Annotated in this window: 18 protein-coding genes; 15 read left to right on the top strand and 3 right to left on the bottom strand. The window is 54.7% G+C overall.

Features of this window, described 5'->3' with window-relative positions:
* Positions 1-10 precede the first annotated feature (10 nt).
* Complete coding sequence (locus tag L6439_RS19985; RefSeq protein ID WP_213469570.1) at positions 11-676, bottom strand: hypothetical protein; 666 nt, start codon at positions 674-676, stop codon at positions 11-13.
* A gap of 175 nt (positions 677-851) precedes the next feature.
* On the opposite strand from L6439_RS19985, the gene L6439_RS19980 reads away from it, so the two are divergent.
* Positions 852-1,154 carry a YunC family protein gene (locus L6439_RS19980; RefSeq protein WP_168180498.1) on the top strand — a complete coding sequence of 101 codons (303 nt, stop codon included), beginning with the start codon at positions 852-854 and terminating at the stop codon, positions 1,152-1,154.
* A 124-nt stretch (positions 1,155-1,278) separates the two neighbouring features.
* Here L6439_RS19980 and mtnK read toward each other — a convergent pair whose 3' ends face one another.
* Entirely contained in the window at positions 1,279-2,535 is a 1,257-nt protein-coding gene (mtnK, locus tag L6439_RS19975; RefSeq protein ID WP_213469569.1) for an S-methyl-5-thioribose kinase, read from the bottom strand.
* 320 nt (positions 2,536-2,855) lie between these two features.
* On the opposite strand from mtnK, the gene L6439_RS19970 reads away from it, so the two are divergent.
* The 9 genes from L6439_RS19970 (at position 2,856) to L6439_RS19930 (ending at position 11,917) form a co-directional block, all read left to right on the top strand.
* The gene (locus L6439_RS19970; RefSeq protein WP_168180470.1) at positions 2,856-3,326 is read left to right on the top strand and encodes a Dps family protein; all 471 of its coding nucleotides are present in this window, start codon (positions 2,856-2,858) and stop codon (positions 3,324-3,326) included.
* A gap of 642 nt (positions 3,327-3,968) precedes the next feature.
* Positions 3,969-4,751, top strand: coding sequence for a Fe-S cluster assembly ATPase SufC (gene sufC / locus L6439_RS19965; RefSeq protein WP_168180471.1), 783 nt, complete (start codon positions 3,969-3,971; stop codon positions 4,749-4,751).
* 42 nt (positions 4,752-4,793) lie between these two features.
* Positions 4,794-6,101 (top strand): Fe-S cluster assembly protein SufD, encoded by a 1,308-nt coding sequence (gene sufD, locus L6439_RS19960; protein WP_172878798.1) that lies wholly within the window; start codon positions 4,794-4,796, stop codon positions 6,099-6,101.
* A complete protein-coding gene (locus tag L6439_RS19955; RefSeq protein ID WP_168180473.1) occupies positions 6,098-7,324 on the top strand; it encodes a cysteine desulfurase in 1,227 nt (408 codons plus the stop codon). The genes sufD and L6439_RS19955 overlap by 4 nt, the downstream gene beginning before the upstream one ends.
* Positions 7,311-7,736: a Fe-S cluster assembly sulfur transfer protein SufU gene (sufU, locus tag L6439_RS19950; protein WP_213469568.1), complete on the top strand. Its 426-nt coding sequence runs from the start codon at positions 7,311-7,313 to the stop codon at positions 7,734-7,736. The genes L6439_RS19955 and sufU overlap by 14 nt, the downstream gene beginning before the upstream one ends.
* 44 nt (positions 7,737-7,780) lie before the next feature.
* Positions 7,781-9,178, top strand: a complete 1,398-nt coding sequence (gene sufB / locus L6439_RS19945; RefSeq protein ID WP_213469567.1) for a Fe-S cluster assembly protein SufB — start codon at positions 7,781-7,783, stop codon at positions 9,176-9,178.
* 347 nt (positions 9,179-9,525) lie between these two features.
* Entirely contained in the window at positions 9,526-9,636 is a 111-nt protein-coding gene (locus L6439_RS19940) for a dihydroorotate dehydrogenase (protein ID WP_168180476.1), read from the top strand.
* 106 nt (positions 9,637-9,742) lie between these two features.
* Entirely contained in the window at positions 9,743-9,856 is a 114-nt protein-coding gene (locus L6439_RS19935) for a sporulation protein YjcZ (RefSeq protein ID WP_237096553.1), read from the top strand.
* Positions 9,857-11,023: 1,167 nt separating this feature from the next.
* Positions 11,024-11,917 carry a polysaccharide deacetylase family protein gene (locus tag L6439_RS19930; protein ID WP_213469566.1) on the top strand — a complete coding sequence of 298 codons (894 nt, stop codon included), beginning with the start codon at positions 11,024-11,026 and terminating at the stop codon, positions 11,915-11,917.
* 12 nt (positions 11,918-11,929) lie between these two features.
* Here L6439_RS19930 and L6439_RS19925 read toward each other — a convergent pair whose 3' ends face one another.
* Positions 11,930-12,988 (bottom strand): HD-GYP domain-containing protein, encoded by a 1,059-nt coding sequence (locus tag L6439_RS19925; RefSeq protein ID WP_213469565.1) that lies wholly within the window; start codon positions 12,986-12,988, stop codon positions 11,930-11,932.
* Positions 12,989-13,261: 273 nt separating this feature from the next.
* Between L6439_RS19925 and L6439_RS19920 the strand changes: the two genes are divergently transcribed.
* The 5 genes from L6439_RS19920 (at position 13,262) to yfkAB (ending at position 20,459) form a co-directional block, all read left to right on the top strand.
* Positions 13,262-14,704 (top strand): bifunctional metallophosphatase/5'-nucleotidase, encoded by a 1,443-nt coding sequence (locus tag L6439_RS19920; protein ID WP_213469564.1) that lies wholly within the window; start codon positions 13,262-13,264, stop codon positions 14,702-14,704.
* Positions 14,705-14,726: 22 nt separating this feature from the next.
* Complete coding sequence (locus L6439_RS19915; protein ID WP_168180480.1) at positions 14,727-15,554, top strand: undecaprenyl-diphosphate phosphatase; 828 nt, start codon at positions 14,727-14,729, stop codon at positions 15,552-15,554.
* Between the two features lie 201 nt (positions 15,555-15,755).
* On the top strand, positions 15,756-16,841 hold the full coding sequence (locus tag L6439_RS19910; RefSeq protein ID WP_172878812.1) for an HD-GYP domain-containing protein: 1,086 nt from the start codon (positions 15,756-15,758) through the stop codon (positions 16,839-16,841).
* A 60-nt stretch (positions 16,842-16,901) separates the two neighbouring features.
* Complete coding sequence (locus tag L6439_RS19905; RefSeq protein ID WP_213469563.1) at positions 16,902-19,142, top strand: MMPL family transporter; 2,241 nt, start codon at positions 16,902-16,904, stop codon at positions 19,140-19,142.
* Between the two features lie 165 nt (positions 19,143-19,307).
* Complete coding sequence (gene yfkAB, locus L6439_RS19900) at positions 19,308-20,459, top strand: radical SAM/CxCxxxxC motif protein YfkAB (RefSeq protein WP_213469562.1); 1,152 nt, start codon at positions 19,308-19,310, stop codon at positions 20,457-20,459.
* Positions 20,460-20,743 lie beyond the last annotated feature (284 nt).

Here is a 20,743-nt window from a genome sequence, read left to right as displayed (position 1 = left end):
TGTATCTGCATTAATTATGGGCATCCATCGATTCGATTTCGAACAGTTGGTAAGCGTAGACATTCTTTTCATCGACATGGTACACATTCAGCAGCTGATTGACGGGGTCATAATTCAGAATACGGCAAGGAATGCTCAACATTTTTCCTTTTCCTTTGTTGACGGTAAGCCGGACGAGGGAATTTTGCTCGATGTAACGCTTGATCTGAAGTTCTGTCAAAACCAGTCTCATTCGCGTCGCGGAAGGAGTGTGGCTTTTCTTCTCCGGACAGTCGGCGTTCGCAACGATTTGCATCTCTTGCTCCGGGGACTCGGTATCCGTCTGATTCGGCTCTGCTGCATGCGCCGGACGGGATTCAGGGACAATGGAGCGCACCGCTGCGGTCTCGGCCTTCTTGTCTCCCCCGGTATCCCCCGCATTGAGTGGCTGATTCCGCCCTCTAGTCGCGGTTGGCTTGCCAAATGGCGTCTCATCCATGTTGTTCTGCTGCATGGCTTCCATCAGATTCAACAGGGATCCCATTTGCGCACCGGATTGGATTCGGAGATCGAGCACATCCGGCGAAGCATGAAGCAGGTGGAGCAGCTTCTCCAAGGTGGCAGCATTGGATTCGCCTTTGACCAGGATGTCGACATTAAATTTGTACACGTTAGATGTTGTTATGGGATACAGCATGTTGATTCCTCCAACCTGGACAATTAGCCTAGATGAACCCATTATAATACGGGACAAAAATCATAGCATAGTCCTTAAGTACTATTATTGGCAAAAAGATTTTCATTTCCTTGGGAGACCTTCCGGGCAGGTGATGCATAACATGATATCATCTTGGGCGGAAGGGGAATTCAAAATGATGCGTATGGTGCCAATGGCTGTGGACGGCATGACCGTTCTAGGCATTGAAGTCAAACTTCCAAAGACGACGCTGCTCGCGATTACGGCAGAGGAAGGATATATTATGTGCGGAGCGCTCGATGTCGGATTGCTGAATGAGAAGCTCAAGGATCGCCGCATTATTGCAGGGCGTGCCGTCGGAGTGCGCACGCTGGAGCAGCTGCTGGAAGCGCCACTCGAGTCGGTGACCGCCGAGGCGGAGAACCGGGGCATCCACGCCGGAATGACGGGAAAAGATGCCCTCGCGCGAATGGCGTAGGCTGAAGGGAAGCCTCCCGCCGGAGCGCGCGAATGCCGAAGGCGAAAAGCGGGCAGCTTTTCGCCTTCGCTCTTAAGCCGTCAAGCGCCAGCGATAGGGGACAAGCGTCCTCGTATTGCGCTGGCTAGCAACGGTCATGCACGTAATCCCCGAAGGCGGATTCCGCTGCCGAGATAGCTTCTCCAATGGAGCGCACAGTTCGGTTGGACAGGATGAATGTTTTGCCGATGCTTAATGCCATCCGCTGCGCCCGCAGCCGAATCGCATCATCCTCAATGCGATCAATGTCGGCGACATGGGACAGGCCGACAATCCGGCGAATCATTTTGCAGCCGGCATAACCGACCGCATCCTGCAAAATTCGTTCCATATATAGATCCTGATATCCAGGGGTAAATGACAAGCGATCGATGCCGTGTTCATTCCACAGCGATCGGAAGCGGGAGTCGAACCCGTTCCACACCGCTTCAGCCGTGGCCAGCAAATAGGCGCGGTGCCGCTTCCGGGCGGCCTCGTCTGCGCTCCAATATTCATGACCGGCCGCATTGAGCAGCAGATTGGCCAGGACCGCGCCGATGTCGAAGCCGATCGGGCCGTAAAAGGCGAACTCCGGATCGATTACTTTGGTTGATTCGGGCGTGACGAAGATGCTTCCCGTGTGAAGGTCGCCATGCAGCAGAGCTTGAGCCTGCGTCAGGAACTTCTCCCGGAGCAGCATCACTTCCAGATGAAGCGCCCTATCTTCCCGCAGCTTGCGGTGATCCTCGCGCAGCGCTTCCTCGCAGTTATTATTCGGTGATTCGGTATAGGGATCGTCGAAGATCAGATCCTCGGTTATTTTGCACAGCTCGGGGTTGGTGAACGAAGCCGCGATTCGCTTTTTCTCCTGCTGATTGCAGCCCTGATCCGAGGTGAAGAACAACGTATGCGCCATAAATTCCGCGATATGATCGGCGAACAGCGGATACGAAGCGGATTGCATCAGCCCGTGGCGCATAATCGTGTAGTCGCTCAGATCTTCCATGACGGTGAGCGCCAGCTCGGGATCATGCGCATAAACCTTGGGAACGAGATGGGGGACAAGCCTTCCTTGATTCAAAAGGGCTTCGCTTTCGATTCGGGCCCGATCCAATGTGAGCGGCCACGATTCTCCCACCACTTTTGCATACGGGAGCGCCTGCTTGATAATAATACGTCGAGGGGAAGTCGATTCATCGGTTTCCTCCGCAACGCCGAATACACGAAACACCAAATTCAAGTTGCCGTCCCCGATTTCCTCGCAATGAAGAGGCAGATCGGACGGGAACAGCCCTTCGATCCCGCGGGCCAGAGCCACGGCATCCTCCAGGCTTAACGGACGGTAAGCTGTGTGATAAGTCATCGTAGACAGGCACCTCCCGGTACTAAAATGTACATGAACAATCTTCCATCTAAGAGGTTGTGCTAACCACTCGCTCCAAGACTGTTTCGATTTAGTATAACGGATTTTTTTTCCTATGGAAACTTTAAATTTGGAGGATGAGCGGGGCAGGCCCGAGGATTCAAAAATGCCGGCTAAGGGTACTTATGGGATAAGGGATGCCGGGCTCCGGGACGGAATCAAGGATGCAAAATTTCCGTCAAGGGGTTGAAATTAACTCATTATTATATTAGAATTATTATCAATAAGAAATAAATCAAAACTCAGGAGGCGTTTTACTTATGTCGAACCAAAAATTGCAGCAAATGTTGAACCAGCAAGTGGCTAACTTGAATCTGATGTATGTGAAGCTTCACAACTATCATTGGTTTGTCAAAGGCGATATGTTCTTCACGCTTCATGAGAAGTTCGAAGAATTCTATAATGAAATCACGGAGAAAATGGATGAAGTGGCGGAAAGACTGCTTACGATCGGCGGGAAGCCTTACGCGACATTGAAGGAGTATGCGGCGAACGCGACGATTCCGGAAGCGCGCGGCAGCGAGAGTGCCGAAGAGATGGTGAAGCAATTGATCGATGATTTCAATCAATTGATTACCGAATTCGGAGAAGCCTTGAAGGAAGCCGACCGCATCGGAGACAACGTGACCAACGATATGCTGATTGGCATGCAGGGCGATCTGGAGAAGCATATCTGGATGCTGAGCTCTTATCTTGGAAATGCCTCCAAGGCCGTTCATCAGATGGCGTAAGCCGGGGATGGGCCTGTGGGCATCTGTCAGCGGCCGAAGAAGTATAGCTTGAAGGTGAAGAGGGTGTCCCAAAAAGTCATCATAGATGACTGAGGGACGACCCTCTTTTTTATGAGTAATTGAAAGAGGGCGGGATTCGCTAAAAGCGATAATGATATTGATTATCATTATCAAATAATGGTATAATGATTTTGTTTCCTAGGTAAACAATTATGGCGCGTATGCGCGCTTTAGTTATTTTTGCCGTTCTGCCGAAGGCGTCCCAGGCTTTGTTTGCATAAATATTTTTGATTTATGCGACACTGGTGAGAAAGGGTGCCACCGTTATCCAATAGGTTAGCGCGGAACGGCTGCCGATATTCGAGCAGAGTCCTTGCAGGCAGGAGCTGAAGGACGGAGAAGGAGGCAAGGACGGAATGAACGGAAGGGAGAAGAGGTTCGCGAATTTCATTGCTCAGGTGCTGTCGGCTTGTCTTTTGCAAGGTTGATTTATATATCCCGATGTACTAATATTATATATTGAGAATCATTGATAATCACTTTATAATGATTACTAAGTAAGAAAGGATCTTGCAAAAGATTAATCTTTAATTTAAAGTATACATCTTTTCAACAAATCCATCAATCTGGAGGTTACGACACATGGCAACTGAATTCGTCATTAATGGTTTGAAAGCGACCATTGAAGGTAAAGAGATTCTGAAAGGCATCAGCCTCTCGATGAAGGGCGGGGAAGTGCACGCCATCATGGGGCCGAACGGAACCGGGAAGAGTACGTTGGCATCCGCTCTGATGGGCCACCCTAAATATGAAGTAACCGAAGGCAGCGCCACGCTTGACGGCGAAGATTTGCTGGAAATGGAAGTCGATGAGCGCGCACGCGCCGGGCTGTTCCTTGCGATGCAATATCCGAGCGAGATTGCCGGCGTCACGAATTCCGACTTCCTTCGCAGCGCCATCAACGCGCGCCGCGGGGAAGGCAACGAGATCTCCCTCATCAAGTTCATCCGCCAGATGGAATCGAAGATGAAGGAATTGGAGATGAACGAAGAGTTCGCTCACCGTTATCTGAATGAAGGGTTCTCCGGCGGGGAGAAGAAGCGGAACGAGATTCTTCAAATGATGATGCTCGATCCGAAGATCGTCGTCCTTGACGAGATCGACTCCGGTCTGGATATCGACGCGCTGAAAATCGTCGCGAACGGCGTCAATGCGATGCGCAGCGAAGATCGCGGCTTCTTGATTATCACTCACTATCAACGGTTGCTGAACTACATTAAGCCTGACTTCGTCCACGTTATGATGCAGGGCCGCATTGTCAAATCCGGCGGACCTGAGCTGGCCGAGCGGCTTGAAGCAGAGGGCTACGACTGGATTAAGGAAGAGCTTGGCATCGCCGACGAGACGGTTGGACAAGACGCCTAACGACATTCAGCAATTCGATTGACAGGAGGAGCGATGGAACCGATGAGCACGCAAATAACTTTACCAGTGAACCGGGATGCGGTAGCCAACCTTTCCGCCCGCAATAATGAACCGGCATGGTTGACCGAGTTCCGGCTGCAGGCCTTGGACAAGGCGGCAGCACTGGATAACCCGATATTTGAGAAAACGAAAATCGACCGCTGGGATCTCGATGCATACGGGCAGTATGCGGAAGGCGCGGCGGCTGACAGCTTTGCAGCCCTCCCGGAAGGCGCCCGAGCCGTATTCGGCGAAGGCGCGGAGCCGGAAAATGTGCTGGTGCAGCATAATTCCGCGGTCGCGTACAGCAAGCTGAATGCCGAGCTGGCGGCCAAAGGCGTCATTTTCACGGACCTGCATACGGCGGCCCGCGAGCATGAAGATCTGGTGAAGCCCTATCTGATGCAGGCCGTCAAAGCTGACGAGCACCGCATTGCGGCGCTGCATGCGGCGCTCTGGAATGGCGGCGTATTCCTGTACGTGCCTCGAAATGTGGAAGTGGACGTACCGGTGCAAGCTTTGTTCTATACCGATGATTCAAAGGCTACGTTCGCGCCGCATGTCTTGATAGTGGCCGATGCGAACAGCCGGGTGAATTACGTTGATAATTACGTGTCCGGCGCGTTGAGCGAACCGGTGATGCACAACGGCGTGGTTGAAGTGTTCGTGAAGCCGGGCGCGAAGGTGACTTACGCTTCGATCCATCATCTCGGCGAAGCGGCGACCGATATTTCGTTCCGCCGCGCCATCGTAGAGAATGACGGCCGGATCGAGTGGGTCGTCGGCGAGATGAACAACGGCAATGGAGCTTCCGACACCTGCTCGATTCTGAAGGGCAACGGCTCCACTTCCGATGCGAAGGTTATCTGCGTCGGGAACGGAGACCAGAAGCTGAACATTACGACGAAGGCCGTCCATATCGGCCTCAGTTCCGAGAGCGATATGATTACCCGGGCCGTGATGCGCGAATCCGCCTCTTCCATCATCAACGGAATCACGAAGATTGAGAAGGGCGCTTCCAAAGCGAACGGACAGCAGACCGAACGCGTGCTGATGCTGAGCCCGAAAGCCCGCGGCGACGCCAACCCGATCCTTCTCATCGATGAGGATGACGTCAAGGCAGGACACGCCGCTTCGGCCGGGCAGGTCAATCCGGAGCAAGTCTATTACCTGATGTCCCGCGGCGTATCCAAGGAGGAGGCGGAGAACCTGATTATTCGCGGGTTCCTGGCTCCGGTCGTGGCCGAACTGCCGAATGAGCATCTGCAGGATCTGCTGCGCCGCTACATCGAAAGGAAGTTAGGACAATGATAGGGCGCGAGCTTCGTAAGCAGTTTCCGATACTGAATCAGGAGATTAACGGTCACCCTCTCGTCTATTTGGACAATGCGGCTACTTCGCAGAAGCCGGCAGCGGTTATCCGTGCTGTTCAGGACTATTACGAACGGGACAATGCGAACGTCCACCGCGGCGTGCATACGCTCGGTTCCCGGGCAACGGATGCTTATGAAGGAGCGCGCGAGACAGTAGCCCGGTTCATTCGCGCCCGGCATTCGGAAGAGATTGTATTCACCCGCGGCACGACGACGGCGTTGAATCTGGTAGCCTCCTCGTATGCCCGCTCCGTATGCAAGGAAGGCGACGAGATCGTGCTGACGCCGATGGAGCATCACAGCAATCTCATTCCGTGGCAGCAGGTTGCCAAAGCGACCGGCGCTACGTTGAAATATATTCCTCTGCAAGAGGATGGAACGATTGACCTGGCGGACGTGGAACAGACCGTGACGGATCGGACGAAGATTGTCACGGTCACGTATGCCTCGAACGTGCTGGGCGTTATCAATCCGGTGAAGGGGATCGCGGCCATCGCGCATCGTCACGGCGCCGTGATGGTAGTCGACGGGGCGCAGAGCACGCCGCATATGCGGATTGACGTTCAGGACTTGGACTGCGATTTCTACACGCTGTCCGGGCATAAAATGTGCGGTCCGTCAGGAATTGGGGCATTATATGGCAAGAAAGAGCTGCTGAACATGATGGAGCCTATCGAGTTCGGCGGCGAAATGATTGACCATGTTGACTTGTATGAGTCGACATGGAAGGAGATCCCGTGGCGCTTCGAGGGCGGCACGCCGATCATTGCCGGAGCCGTCGGCTTGGCCGCGGCGATCAAGTTCCTCGAAGAGGTCGGCCTCGACGCGATTGCCGCTCACGAGCATGAGCTGGCGCAGTACGCGGTCGAGCAGCTCTCCGCGATTGAAGGGATAACGATTTACGGTCCGAAGAAGAACCGGATCGGTCTCGTTACCTTCAATCTGGATGATGTTCACCCGCATGATGTGGCGACCGTTCTCGATTCGAAGGGAATTGCCATTCGCGCGGGCCACCATTGCTGTCAGCCGCTGATGCGCTGGCTCAAGGCAAGCGCGACGGCACGGGCAAGCTTCTATCTGTATAATACGGAGGAAGACATCGACCGTCTGGCAGAAGCCTTGCGGGCAACAAAGGAGTATTTCAGCGATGCAATTGGATGATTTGTACCGGCGCGTCATCATGGATCATTACAAAAAGCCGCGCAACCGCGGTACGTTCGATTCCGATGCGGTAACGATCGAATTGAACAATCCGACCTGCGGCGACCGCATTTCCTTGCAGCTGATGGTAGAGGATAATAAAGTCGTCGATGCCCGCTTTACCGGGGAGGGCTGTTCGATCAGCATGTCGAGCGCCTCGATGATGACCGATGCGGTCAAGGGCAGAACGTTGGAAGAAGCGATTGAGATGGCTGAACGGTTCTCCTCCATGGTGAAAGGCGAGAACGTGGCATTCGACGAATATGAAGATCTGGAAGCACTGTCTGGCGTATGCAAATTCCCGGCCCGGATCAAATGTGCGACGCTGGCCTGGAACGCGCTGCGCAAAGGGATTGAAGAGCCGACGAAATAACGGCGAGAATGTACGTGGATAACGTACGGAGGAGGTAATGCACCATGGCGAAAGAAATGCCAGAACTTGAGGAATATAAATATGGCTTTCGCGATAATCACCAATCGATTTTCCAATCCGGCAAAGGATTGACTCCGGAAATCGTCCGGGAAATCTCCAAGATTAAGGGGGAGCCGGACTGGATGCTTGATTTCCGCTTGAAGTCGCTGAAGCAATTTGAGAAAATGCCGCTTCCGCGTTGGGGCGGCGATCTGAATGAACTGGATTTCGATGATATTCAATATTATGTTCGTCCTTCCGAGAAGCAGGGCAAGACGTGGGAGGAAGTGCCGGCGGAGATTAAGGAGACGTTCGACAAGCTGGGAATTCCGGAAGCGGAGCAGAAGTTCCTGGCCGGCGTATCCGCGCAGTATGAATCCGAAGTCGTCTATCACAGCATGCAAAAGGATCTCGAAGAGCAAGGCGTTATCTTCATGGATACCGACTCGGCCCTGCGCGAGCATCCGGAAATTTTCAAGGAGCACTTCGGCACGGTCGTTCCTCCGGCGGATAACAAGTTCGCTGCATTGAACAGCGCGGTATGGTCCGGGGGCAGCTTCATCTATGTGCCGAAGGGAGTCAAATGCGAAATCCCGCTGCAGGCGTATTTCCGCATCAACTCCGAGAACATGGGGCAATTCGAGCGCACGCTCATCATTGCCGACGAAGACAGCTTTGTGCACTATGTAGAAGGCTGCACGGCTCCGATCTACAGCACGAACTCGCTGCATAGCGCGGTCGTCGAGATTATCGTGAAGAAGAACGCCCGCGTCCGTTATACGACGATTCAGAACTGGGCCCCGAATATTTACAACCTGGTTACGAAGCGCGCGGTCTGCGAAGAGAACGCGAACATGGAATGGGTGGATGGCAACATCGGCTCCAAGCTGACGATGAAATACCCGGCCGTTATTTTGAAGGGCCGCGGAGCCAAAGGCTCGGTGCTCTCCATCGCGGTAGCGGGCAAAGGCCAGCACCAGGATGCAGGCGCGAAAATGCTGCATCTGGCGCCGGACACGACATCGACAATCGTATCCAAGTCGATCTCGAAGCACGGCGGCAAAGTAACGTATCGCGGCATCGCGTCCTTCGGCCGGAATTCCGAAGGCTCCAAGGCCAATGTCAAATGCGATACGCTCATCATGGATAATCAATCCACGTCCGATACGATTCCGTATAACGAAGTCATGAATGACAATATTCAATTGGAGCATGAGGCGACCGTATCCAAGGTGTCGGAGGATCAGCTCTTCTATCTGATGAGCCGCGGATTGACGGAAGACGAAGCGACCCAGATGATTGTCATGGGCTTTATCGAGCCGTTCACGAAAGAATTGCCAATGGAATATGCGGTTGAGATGAACCGTCTCATCAAATTGGAGATGGAAGGATCTATCGGTTAACCTTTTATGCTACGCGGTTTTTAGAGGAATTAAGGCGCACTTGGCCATGTTTTGCCCACGTATTTTTTATCTCGCCAGATAACGGGCATGCAGGTCAAGTGTGTCTTTTTCTATTTTCTGGATCATGTGTGACTACGAATCCCCTTCAATTACGCATATATCACCGATCTATCTGGTCGTTACATCGAACCAACGCTCGTTACGATTCCGTGACGGGCGTTTTCGATCGGCACCGCTTGTCCTTTCAACGGACAAAGCCTATTTATTTCTACATGGGGTAGAGCCAAGTCACAACGACCGCAACTTCAATACTATGAGTATGAACCTAGCGAAAGGAGGTTGCTGGAATGGGTGAAGTTGGAGGCTTCTCTTGTGGATTCGGAGGATTTACTTCTATTGGTGTAATCTTGGTGCTTTTTATCTTGCTTGTTATTGTTTCTCGTGCATTTATCTACTAAGATGAACATCGGCGTTGCATCCCTGCGCTCATGGTTCACTTGCGGGTCTAAGCCAAGTCAAAACCCGTCTCAGTCCATGAGTACCTAGAAGAGAGGAGGTTGCCTTATGAGCGGTGTTGTTGGAGGTTCGTGTGGCCTCGGAGGTCTCTGGACTTCCACGGGGGTAATCTTGGTGCTGTTTATCTTGCTTGTAATCGTTTCTCGTGCATGTATCTTGTAAGACCTGCGTCTATACCCATGGAGAAACTTAATGATAAGCCCTGCCTCTTCAGCAGGGCTATTTAGTACTGCAAATCAAACGTAGTACGGTAAGAGCCCTGGACGATTCCGAGGCTTTTTTCTTGCGGGTTATGCGGGGTGGAGCTGTGGTTCGACGGGTGCTCCACAAAAATGAGGAATTACCAAAAATGTCTTTTACGTTTTTTGCACTCCACCAATACTCTTTGCCCACGGTGTAGAATAACAGTGATGTTTTTTCTCCGACGACGTCTCATTCAAGCCACCCCCTTTGCTAAATTACAATATGAGAAAGTACTTTAAATGATTGGGCGAAAGCTGCAGGGAGAGCAATATCAAAGTTTCGCCGCGGTTCAGCCCATAATTCAGCCCACTTTTTGCCCGCATAAGTATGTGATGGGATTCATGTGATAAACGATGTCACAGCAGTGATTGTGGCAAGGGTTGTCTTTATATGGCAGATGTACGCAGCACATATTATGCGATTCGACATCTGTAAAGGGAGGTCTGTTTTGGAGATGCAATCCCGATCATCCTTTTGGGATGGTTGATAGGACAAATGAGTTCTAAAGGGATGAACCAGCCGCCAATTTTCAAGCTACTTACCTATAGCCTTATGAGTTTTGCTCCCCAATCCTGCAAAAAGGCAGCATTTTCAGCTAGCGAATCCGAGATTTCACAAAAATACTGCGTCAATACATCATTTTCTCCCAGACGACCCCTAAACAAGTGAAAATGTGTTAAATTCCCGCACTTTTGCAGGATATCTTTTTCCAATGATCGAACCCTGTGGAATTCCTGTATTTTTGCATCATTTACGGAAGGCGGGAGAGCAGGGGAAGATACCGGACAAGCCTGCAACCACACAAGCCGCTCGCTTTATTCAAACGCGTTCCCCCTCACGGCAGAGGCAACTCTTCTTTTTCCCGTTGCATGACGAACGCACAGGAACTGGAAATGCTATGTTTGGGAGGAAAGCCTATGCGCAGCCATCTCTCCCAAACTCCATCCGCAGACGCAGAATCCTTCATAATTCGGTTCCCCATGAATGTCTTCCCTCCGCCGGCGCATAATAAGTGAATCTTCAATGCTTGCGGCGCTTTGGGCACCGCAGAGGATGTTCGACAGCTGTTATGAAGGAGGAAGCGACATGAATCGCGTAAGGAAACGCCTGGAACGAGCGGCACGAGCAGGGATGATCTGCTTTGCGGCAATGGCCCTGCTGTTCATTACGGCGGAGACGAATGTACATAAGGGGGAGGCTGCGGGGAGAGCCGCCGGCGGTAAGGCTGCCGAGCAGGGACAGCATGGTGCCGGAGCGAGAGGGACGATCAAGCCAATGCCGGCGAACGCCGCCGGGAAGCCGATACGCAAAGATCGGGCTTATTTTGAGGAACGGGGAGATATCGTCTGGGAGGTGCCGTCAGCCGGCAAGCGGATTGCCCTCACATTTGACGATGGTCCTGATCCGAAAAATACGCCTGCCATTCTGGAGCTCCTGAAGAAGCATGAAGCCAAGGCTACCTTTTTCCTGGTCGGATGGCGGGTGAAGGATAACCCGGAGTTGGTGAAGCGCACCCTACGTGAAGGACATGAGGTCGGGAACCATTCTTATTACCATAAATATTTTCGCCGCGGGATATCGGCCGCCGAGATCGAGGAGGATATGATGAAGGCGCACCGCCTCATCAAGCAGGTGACCGGGACGGCCCCTCACCTGTATCGACCGCCTGGAGGCTATTATAATCAAGAGCTCGTCGATGTCGCCCGTGCCAACGATTACCGCATCGTCATGTGGTCATGGCACCAGGACACAAAGGACTGGAGTTCGCCCGGGGTTCAGCGCATCGTCAATAAAGTACTGAATTCGGCCCGGAATGGGGACATCGTGCTCATGCATGATTTCGCAGAGGGCCGTTCGCAGACGGTGGAGGCCTTGAAGACGATTCTGCCGGAACTCAAAAAGCGGGGCTACTCCATGGTCACGGTCTCCGAATTGATGGCGCACCGGGTCAAGGGAGAAGTGAAAAAGCCCCGCAAATAAAAAGTATAAAAGTTACATGTACACATGATCGATTTCCAACTGTCTTCGCTGCGCCAGATCGACGAACTCCTGATCGATTTGCACGAGCGGGCGGAACAGTTCGGTCTGATTCGACATCACGATGACACCCGTCCGGCCGTCATTGAGCCGGGCTTGCTTGTGGAGGAAGTTCGGAACCATGTTCCGGATGAAGGTATGGGTCATCGTAGGATCCAACTGGCCGAAGCTCATCGCGTGCAGTTCCCGCAATACGCAGAACAGGTTCTGCTTCTGCAGGCCGCTGCAGGCCGAGGTCATCTCGCTGTACACGTCGGCGATGGCGACGATACGGGAGACGGGATGAATCTCGTCTTCCTTCAGGCCCAGCGGATAACCGCTTCCATCCATCCGTTCGTGATGCTGCAGCGCGGCCAGATACAGCCATTCGTCTTCATAGGTCCCCCGAAGCAAGTCGCACCCGAAGCGGGTGTGCTTTTTCCGCTTCTCGGCTTCTTCCTCGCCCGGAATTCCCCTCGCCGGCGATGAAGTATCCGCATCCACCAGGGCCATGCCGATATCATGAAGGAAGCCGGCCTTGCCAACGCGCACCGCATCCGTCTCATTATAATTGAGCCACTTCGCCAAATAATAGGACAGCATTCCGACTTGCACCGAATGCTGGTAGGCGCAATCCTCTTCCGTTCCCATCATCAGGAGCAGGGAGACGACATCCCGTTCCGCCTTAATCTGATGAATCAGCGGCGTCAAGGTCTTTTCCACTTGCTCGTCTTGGATATGACCATGGGCAGCCGCCTCATAAAATAAATTCTCGACTCCGCCAACCGCTTCCCTGTAGGAAGACTGCAGCCGATCCGATCCGGATGCGGATGCGAGTTGTGGAAGCGTTGTCATCGATTCGGCTTTTTTTTCTTCAATGTCGATATAATCAAGATGATGCCGCAGGAGCAGGGCGATGTCCTTCTCCTTCAATCTCGTTCCGGCGGAGATCACAAGAAGACCGTGGGAATTAAAAATATCCTTCGCCACGATGTCGCCGTCCGTCACGCTTAAGACATGAACCTTCACGTTCATTCACCGTCCTAGCCAAAAATAGACAACATATGTACCGTAATCATATCAACTTCATCGAAACGTGACAACAGCATTTCCCATTTTACTTAAAAATTATCGGTCATGAAATCGGCCCCCCGCTCGTATACAGAGTAGTAGGGCTTGTATAACCGCTCCGTTCGGCCTCGATTGCTGTCATTCTTCCGCCTCACCTCCCTGTAGCCACGCGAATCGGACACATGCTATTCTAATCTGTGCACGCCATTCTGGAGATAAGGGAAGGATGGGGATACGATGCCGTCGCTACCAAGGAATACATCAGATTCGATTCTATTGCTGTATACGAACGATATTCACAGCCATTGGGACGGGGCGGCCCGCCTGGCTTCGCTCATGAACCGTTACCGTCGGCATTGCCCGGAGAAGATTGTGCTGCTGGACGGCGGCGATCATATGGACCGGGCTTATATGGAGACGGAGGGGACCTATGGCGCGGCCAATGTGCGGCTTATGAACCGGCTAGGGTACGATGCCGCCGTGATCGGCAATAATGAAGGGCTGACGTTCGTGCCCGATCGGCTTGGGGAAGTATACCGGAGCAATGCCCGTTTTCCCGTCTTGGGAGCGAACGTCGCCGCGCTGAGCACCGGGCAGCGTCCGGAATGGCTGAAGCCGTGGGCCGAGCTGGAGCGGGGCGGGATTCGGATTGGCATCGTCGGTGTTACGGCGCCCTACGCCGACTACTACCGCCTGCTTGGTTGGGAGGTCGGCGAACCGATAGCCGCGGTGCAGGAGGCGGTCTCCGTTCTCCGTCCCCGCGTCGATCTGCTCGTCGTCCTGTCGCACTGCGGGCTGACGACGGATATGAAAATGGCCGAAGAGACGGAAGGAATCGATCTTATTCTCGGCGGACACAGTCATCATCTGCTTCCGGACGGCCATAGAGTGGGGCGGACCTGGCTGCTGGCGGCGGGGAAATACGGCGGCCATCTGGGCGTGGCCGAGTGCCGTCGGGCCCCTTCGGGCGAACTGGAGCTGGCGGTGCGCTGCATCCCGGTGACCGAAGAGCTGCCTGATCCGAGCGTGGAGGGCGAACTGCTCCAGGCCAGGGCCGAGGCAGCCCGGAGACTGTCCGTCCCTGTCGCTCAGGTCGCGGAGCCGCTCGCCGTGCGCTACGATCGGCCGTCTCCTCTTGGTCAGCTGCTGGCTCAAGCGCTTCGCGATCATACCGGGGCGGATATCGGCCTCGTCAATGCCGGTCAATTGCTTGGGGATCTGCCGGCCGGAACGGTAACCGCGGGCATGCTGCATAAGCTATGTCCTTCCCCCATCAATCCAGTCCGGATGCATCTATCCGGCGCGGACGTGAAGCAGGCCATCCGGGAGAGCCTGCATGAGGATGCTTACGGCCGGGTCGTCCGCGGCTACGGGTTCCGCGGTGGCCAGCTTGGCACGCTGTGCGTCGACCGGCTGCAGGTGGAATGGAGTCGCGGCCCGGACGAGGAGCGGATTCGGCTGCGGCTCGATGGACGGGAAGTAGCGGATACCGATCGGCTCGTCGTCGGCACGATCGACATGTTTGTATTTGGCGGAGGCTATCCGAGCTTGAAAAATGGACAGGATATCATATTTTTCCTGCCGGAGATGCTGCGCGATATTTTGGCCGTCCAGCTGCGGAAGGCGGAGGAAGTGCTCCGCTGCCGCGAGGAGCGGCTCACGATTGTCCATTATCGTTAGTCGGGAAAGGTGGACACCTGTCATGGTCTATATTTGGATTGCGGTTATTTTGGGCATCGTGGAAGGCTTGACGGAATTTATCCCGGTCTCCTCTACCGGGCATATGATTTTGACGACCCGGCTTATGGGCATTGCCGAACAGGAGGATTTTCTGAAGACATTCGAAATCGTCATCCAGTTGGGCGCGATTCTCGCGATTACGGTTGTGTACTGGGAGCGGATTCTTGGCATGCTCGGACTGCGGAGCCGAACGGTGGCGCAGGGGCATGTCCGCACGAAGCAGCTCAATCTGGTGCATGTGGCGCTTGGCATCGGCCCGGCGCTCATCGTCGCTTACTTCGCCAGGGATTACATCAAGAGCCAGTTCGACAATACCGCGACCATATTGTGGGCCCTCGTGGGCGGAGGCGTATTCATGTGGGTCGCGGAATGGTTCGGATCCCGGCGCAAGGCGGCCGCGGAGACGATGGACGACATTACATACCTGCAGGCGCTGCTGATCGGACTGTACCAGATACTTTCTGTCGTCTTTCCGGGCTTTTCCCGTTCGGGCTCGACGATGTCGGGGGGCATGCTGAGCGGGGTCAGCTATCGGGCGGCTGCCGACTTCTCCTTTTTGATGGCGATTCCCATTATGTTCTTGGCGAGCGGCTACGAACTGATCGACGGGTATCGCATGCTCAGCCTCGATATTATCGGATTTTTCGCTCTCGGCTTCATCGTCTCCTTCATCGTGGCGTATCTCGTGGTCGTCACCTTTCTGAAGCATATCCAGCGCATTCGGCTCCGCCATTTTGCCATCTACCGCTTCGTGCTTGCCGGACTGTTCTGGTTCTTCATTTTACGATAAACCGGCGATGCCAAATACCGGCGGTCACCGTCCGGCAGCTTCTGCCGGCGGCAAGCTCCTGGAGTCGACAGAAAACAACATTCGCCTCTTCGCGCGCGGCGGCATTTTTGCTATGATAGAGTAGCTGATAGAGTCGTACGAGCAGAGGAAATCGAGGTTGCCAAATCAGAAAACAGCAGGGGTTGACCATGTGTGCGTTGGATGCCAATTCAGGCTTGCCGTCCCGGCATGCGGCTAGCGAAAAAAATTTTCAATGAAGAAGGCCTCGTCCTGCTGGGCGAGGCGGTACAGTTGTCCGAAGCATATATTGACCGGCTCGCGAAGATGGGCATCTCTTATGTGTACATTGAGGATAACCGGACGGAAGGCATCGAAGCTCCTTCGCTGTTGAGCGAGAAGACGCGCAGGGAAGCGGCGGTCATGATCCGGCGCCAGTTCAAGCAGATGATGAATGAATCGACATCCCGGAAGCAGCCGCGGCCGCCCTCGCCGATCGGCAAAGCGTTTGGAGGCATACTCGATTCGATTATCGACGAGCTGTCCGGTCACGAAGACGCGATGATTATGCTGACCGATATGCAGACGACCGATCATTACCTGTTCCAGCATTCGTTGAATGTTTGCATTTATACGACGCTGCTTGGCATCCATCACGGGTATGGAAAGGAAGAGCAGCGGGTATTGAGCATGGGCGCGCTGCTTCATGACATCGGGAAGACGCAGATTGATCTGAATATTTTGAACAAGCCCGGCAAGCTGACGGATGAGGAATTTGCCGAGATGAAGCGGCATGCCGAGCTCGGCTACCTCATCCTGAAGGAGGAGCCGAATATTCCGCTGCTGTCCGCCCATTGCGCGTTCCAGCATCATGAGCGTCTGAACGGAAGCGGGTACCCGCGCGGCATTCGTTCCGATGAGATTCATGAGTATGCGAAATGGGTCGCGATTGCCGACTCCTATGACGCGATGACATCGCATCGGGTGTATAAGGAAGCTACCTTGCCCCATGTCGCGTTGGAATTGCTGTACACGGGGGCGGATACGCTCTATGATGCATCGATGCTCGCCGTATTCCGCGATCGGCTGGCCGTCTATCCCATCGGGATGTCCGTCCGCCTGAGCACCGGGGAGACCGGCGTCGTAGCCCGCATTCATTCGGAATATCCTCAGCGGCCGATCGTGCGAATCTTGACCGGGCCCGAGGGAGAAGAGCTCGCCGTGCCGTACGAGGTCGATCTGGCCCGGTCGCTGAATGTGACGATCGTCGGCTCGCACGTCCAAAATTGACCCCGCCACTCGGGAAGCTTACAATGAAGCTATAATAAGAGTGGGCAGGGGGCGACAAACGTGCGGGAAACGGACAGCCGCGGCTTTTTTTGGACATGGGGACAATGGGTATACCGTCGACGGCACGCTGTGTGGATCGGTTGGACGGTATTCTTTTTGGCCATGTCTCTGTTGGCCCTGCAGGTTCCTTCGATGCTCAAGGATAACGGGTTTACGCCAGCCGGCAGCGAATCGGACCAGGGGCTGTCCCTTCTGCGCAGCGAGGTCGGGATCTCTTCGACGACCATGGATATCGTCTACGAGAGCCGGGATGGCTCCTCCTTGATGACGGAAGACATATTGAGGCAGATAGAACAGCGGTTTTCCGGACTGAAGCAGGAGCCGTACGTGAGTGACGTGCGCGTTCGGGAGGAAGGGCGGAAGGAGGATGCGCGGCAGGATGTCGTCGCCGTCCATGTCATACTCGATCTCGATACGAACGAAGCGTTGGAGCAATATCCGGAGATCCGCAGCCGGATCCCGGATCTTCCGCAGGCCGACACCTATGTCAGCGGAGCGACCCCTGTCTATTACGATATGCAGGTGGCAAGCAAGCGGGACATTGTCAAGTCGGAACTGATTGGCTTGCCGATTGCGCTCGTCGTCCTGCTTGCCGTCTTCGGCACGCTGCTGGCCGGCTTGCTGCCGCTCATCGTCGGTGTCGTTAGTGTGACCGCGACCCTCGGTCTTATCTACTTCATCTCGTTCGCGACGGATTCGCTCAGCAACTTTCTCCCGAATGTCGTCACGATGCTTGGGCTTGCCGTCGGGATAGATTATGCGCTGTTCATGGTCAGCCGCTTCCGGGAAGAGCTGCGGCGGCAGAGCTCGGTCGAAGCGGCGGTGGCGATGACCGCCCAGAAGGCGGGGCGCTCGATCTTCTTTTCCGGGGTGGCGGTGCTGATCGGGCTGGTGGCGATGGCATTCATCGATCTGGCTTTGTTCCGTTCCTTGAGTCTGGGCGGCGTACTTGTCGTGACGTTGTCCGTCATCGTAGGCAACTCCCTGCTGCTGGCTCTGCTGGGCGTATTCGGCGAGCGCATCAATCGCTTTCCGGTCATTCCGGCCCGGTTCCGAAGCCGGGATGAAGGCGGAGGGAGCGTCTTCTGGCGGCGAATCGCGCATAGCGTCATGAAGAGGCCGATTACGGTTGTCCTCCTCCTGTTCGTCCTGCTGAGCGGCCTGGCGCTGCCGATGGCCGGCATGAATATCGGCATTCCGGACGCGGAAATGCTGCCGCCGAAGTACGAGTCGCGCGCCGGCTCCGATCTGCTTAACGAAGCATATGACAAGCGGGAACTTAATCCGATCCTCGTCGCGCTGCGCACGGAGCGGCCCTATATGGAGGCGGGGACGATCCGGCAAGCGGAAGCCTGGCAGGCCGAGCTCAGCCGGATGGAGGGAGTGCGGCGCGTCGACAGTTACGCAAGCCTGATGAGCGGGCTCGCAGGCCCGGAGGCGAAGGCGGAGGCGTTGAAGAATCCTTCTCTGCGCGCTCATTTGGAGGCCAGCCATCTGGCGAAGGAGCGGCTTATCGTCATGCAAGTGATTCCCGATGGCGACACGGAAGGGCAGGAAGTTCGCGATCTCGTCCACAGGCTGCGGAATTGGGAGCTTCAGAGCGGAATGACCGCCAAATATGTAACCGGCGGACCGGCGGTCCAACTTGACATCATCGAGCGCATCACGGGGGCGCTTCCTTATGTCGTCGTCTTCATCCTCATCGTGACCTACCTCGTATTGTTCATCGCCTTCCGTTCGGTTTTGCTTCCATTGAAGGCGGTGCTGATGAACATTTTGAGTCTCGGATCGAGCCTCGGCATCGTCGTGCTTGTTTTCCAGCACGGATATTTGGCCGATCTGTTCCAGGTCACCTCGACCGGCATGGTGGTTGCGATGCTGCCGGTCATCATATTTTGCGTCGTATTCGGCATATCGATGGATTATGAAGTCTTCCTGTTGTCGCGGATTGCCGAGGAATACGAGCGTACGGGACATAACGAGCACAGCACGGCCGACGGACTCATGAAGACCGGCGGAATCATTACGAGTGCCGCCTTCATTCTGATTGTCGTCGTCGGGGCCTTCATTTTCACGGATAATGAGATGATGAAAGCAATAGGCCTCGGGTTGGCCGCTTCCGTTCTGCTTGATGCGACCCTGATCCGCATCTTCCTCGTGCCCTCCCTGATGAAGCTGATGGGGCGGGCCAATTGGTGGGCGCCCAAGCGGTTCCGGCGCAGGGAGAAGAATGCGGCTTAATCGCTTATGGGCCGGACGAATGGCCCCCTTCGCCCGGATTATGCGCTCCCGTTGCATGCGCTGGCCTCTAGCTGAGCGGCAGGCGGGGGATGGTCTTTGTTTGCACGCGGTGGAGATGGATATCCAAGACAACAGGTTAATGGAAAAAATAAGGTGGAATGTAGCATGAATCAACTAGCAATGGAACGAGTCAAGGAAAAGCAACAGATCAGCCCGGCGTACGATCCTTGGGATCCCATCCGCTCGCTGCGGGCGTACGGCCGCCATGTCCTGACCAGCGTCGAGATGACGGTGGCGCAGATGTGCAACATGCGCTGCGAGCATTGCGCGGTCGGACACACGCTTGTGATGAGCGAGCCGCCGAAGCTGCCCCTCTCCCTCATGCTCAAGCGGCTCGACGAGGTCGAGCATCTGGAGACGCTCAGCATTACGGGCGGAGAGCCGATGTTCCATCTGAAGACCGTAACCGACTATATCGTTCCGATTTTGAAATACGCCAGCGAGCGAGGCATACGGACACAGATCAACTCGAATCTGACCTTCGACATCGGCCGCTATGAACTGGTCGCTCCCTATTTGGACGTCATGCACATTTCGTTCAACTATACGTGCATGGAAGATTTCCATGCCGTCGGATTCACCCATACAAGCCATGAGGTGAAGTCCGGGGCCGCATCCCGGTTGTACGAGCGGATGATCGACAACACGAAGCGGCTGAGCGAGGCGGGAATGTATATTTCCGCCGAATCGATGATCAACTACCGCACCCACACCAAGCTGAGCGAGATTCATCAGCTTATCGTCGAGATGGGCTGCCGGCGCCATGAGGTGCATCCGATGTACCCAAGCTCGTTCGCGCAGAATCTTCCGGTGCTCCCGCTCTCCGATCTGAGACAGTCGATACATCGGCTGCTAGATACCCGTCACCGGGATATCTGGATGCTGTTCGGGACGCTTCCTTTCTTCGCCTGCAATACAAACGAAGAAGACCAGAAGCTCCTTCGGCGCCTCCGCTCCGAGCCGATGGTCACGCTCCGGAACGATCCCGACGGGCGCAACCGCTTGAATGTCAACCTGTTCAGCGGCGATGTCTTCGTGACCGACTTCGCGGACATCCCGGCCTTCGGCAGCATTTACGAGAGCCGGTTGGATGATATTTTCAACTCCTGGCTGCAGGACCACCCGCTCTCCCGCACAGTCGACTGCCATTGCCCGGCGGCCGCCTGCTGCGGACCGAACCTGCTCGTCGCAGACATGTATTACAAGGGCGTCGACTTCAAGGCGAGAACGGCCCACATGCCAGCCTTGGCGGATTAGGCCGCAGCTTGGATTATATTTCGATTCGATCAGGCGGATGCCAGTTGGCAATCCGCTTTTTTTATTTGAGAGAGCATGATCTCGCATAATACCAAATTCTCAGTCGATCGGGAAGCTGGATGCGGTCGGTTCAGGGAAGGGGTATGGGTGTTGGCTTCTTTATAGCTGCTCTCCCCGTCAGTCAGGAAGTTGGATGAGCTGTTCAGGGCATTGGAATGGGACTGGCCTTGCTTTTTGACCAATCTCCAAATGATTCAGGTCAAGTCTACGGCCGTGCTCGAAAA

Origin of the sequence: Paenibacillus dendritiformis, from assembly GCF_021654795.1 — a bacterium.
Lineage (GTDB): Bacteria > Bacillota > Bacilli > Paenibacillales > Paenibacillaceae > Paenibacillus_B.
This window is presented reverse-complemented; position numbering and strand designations above follow the sequence as displayed.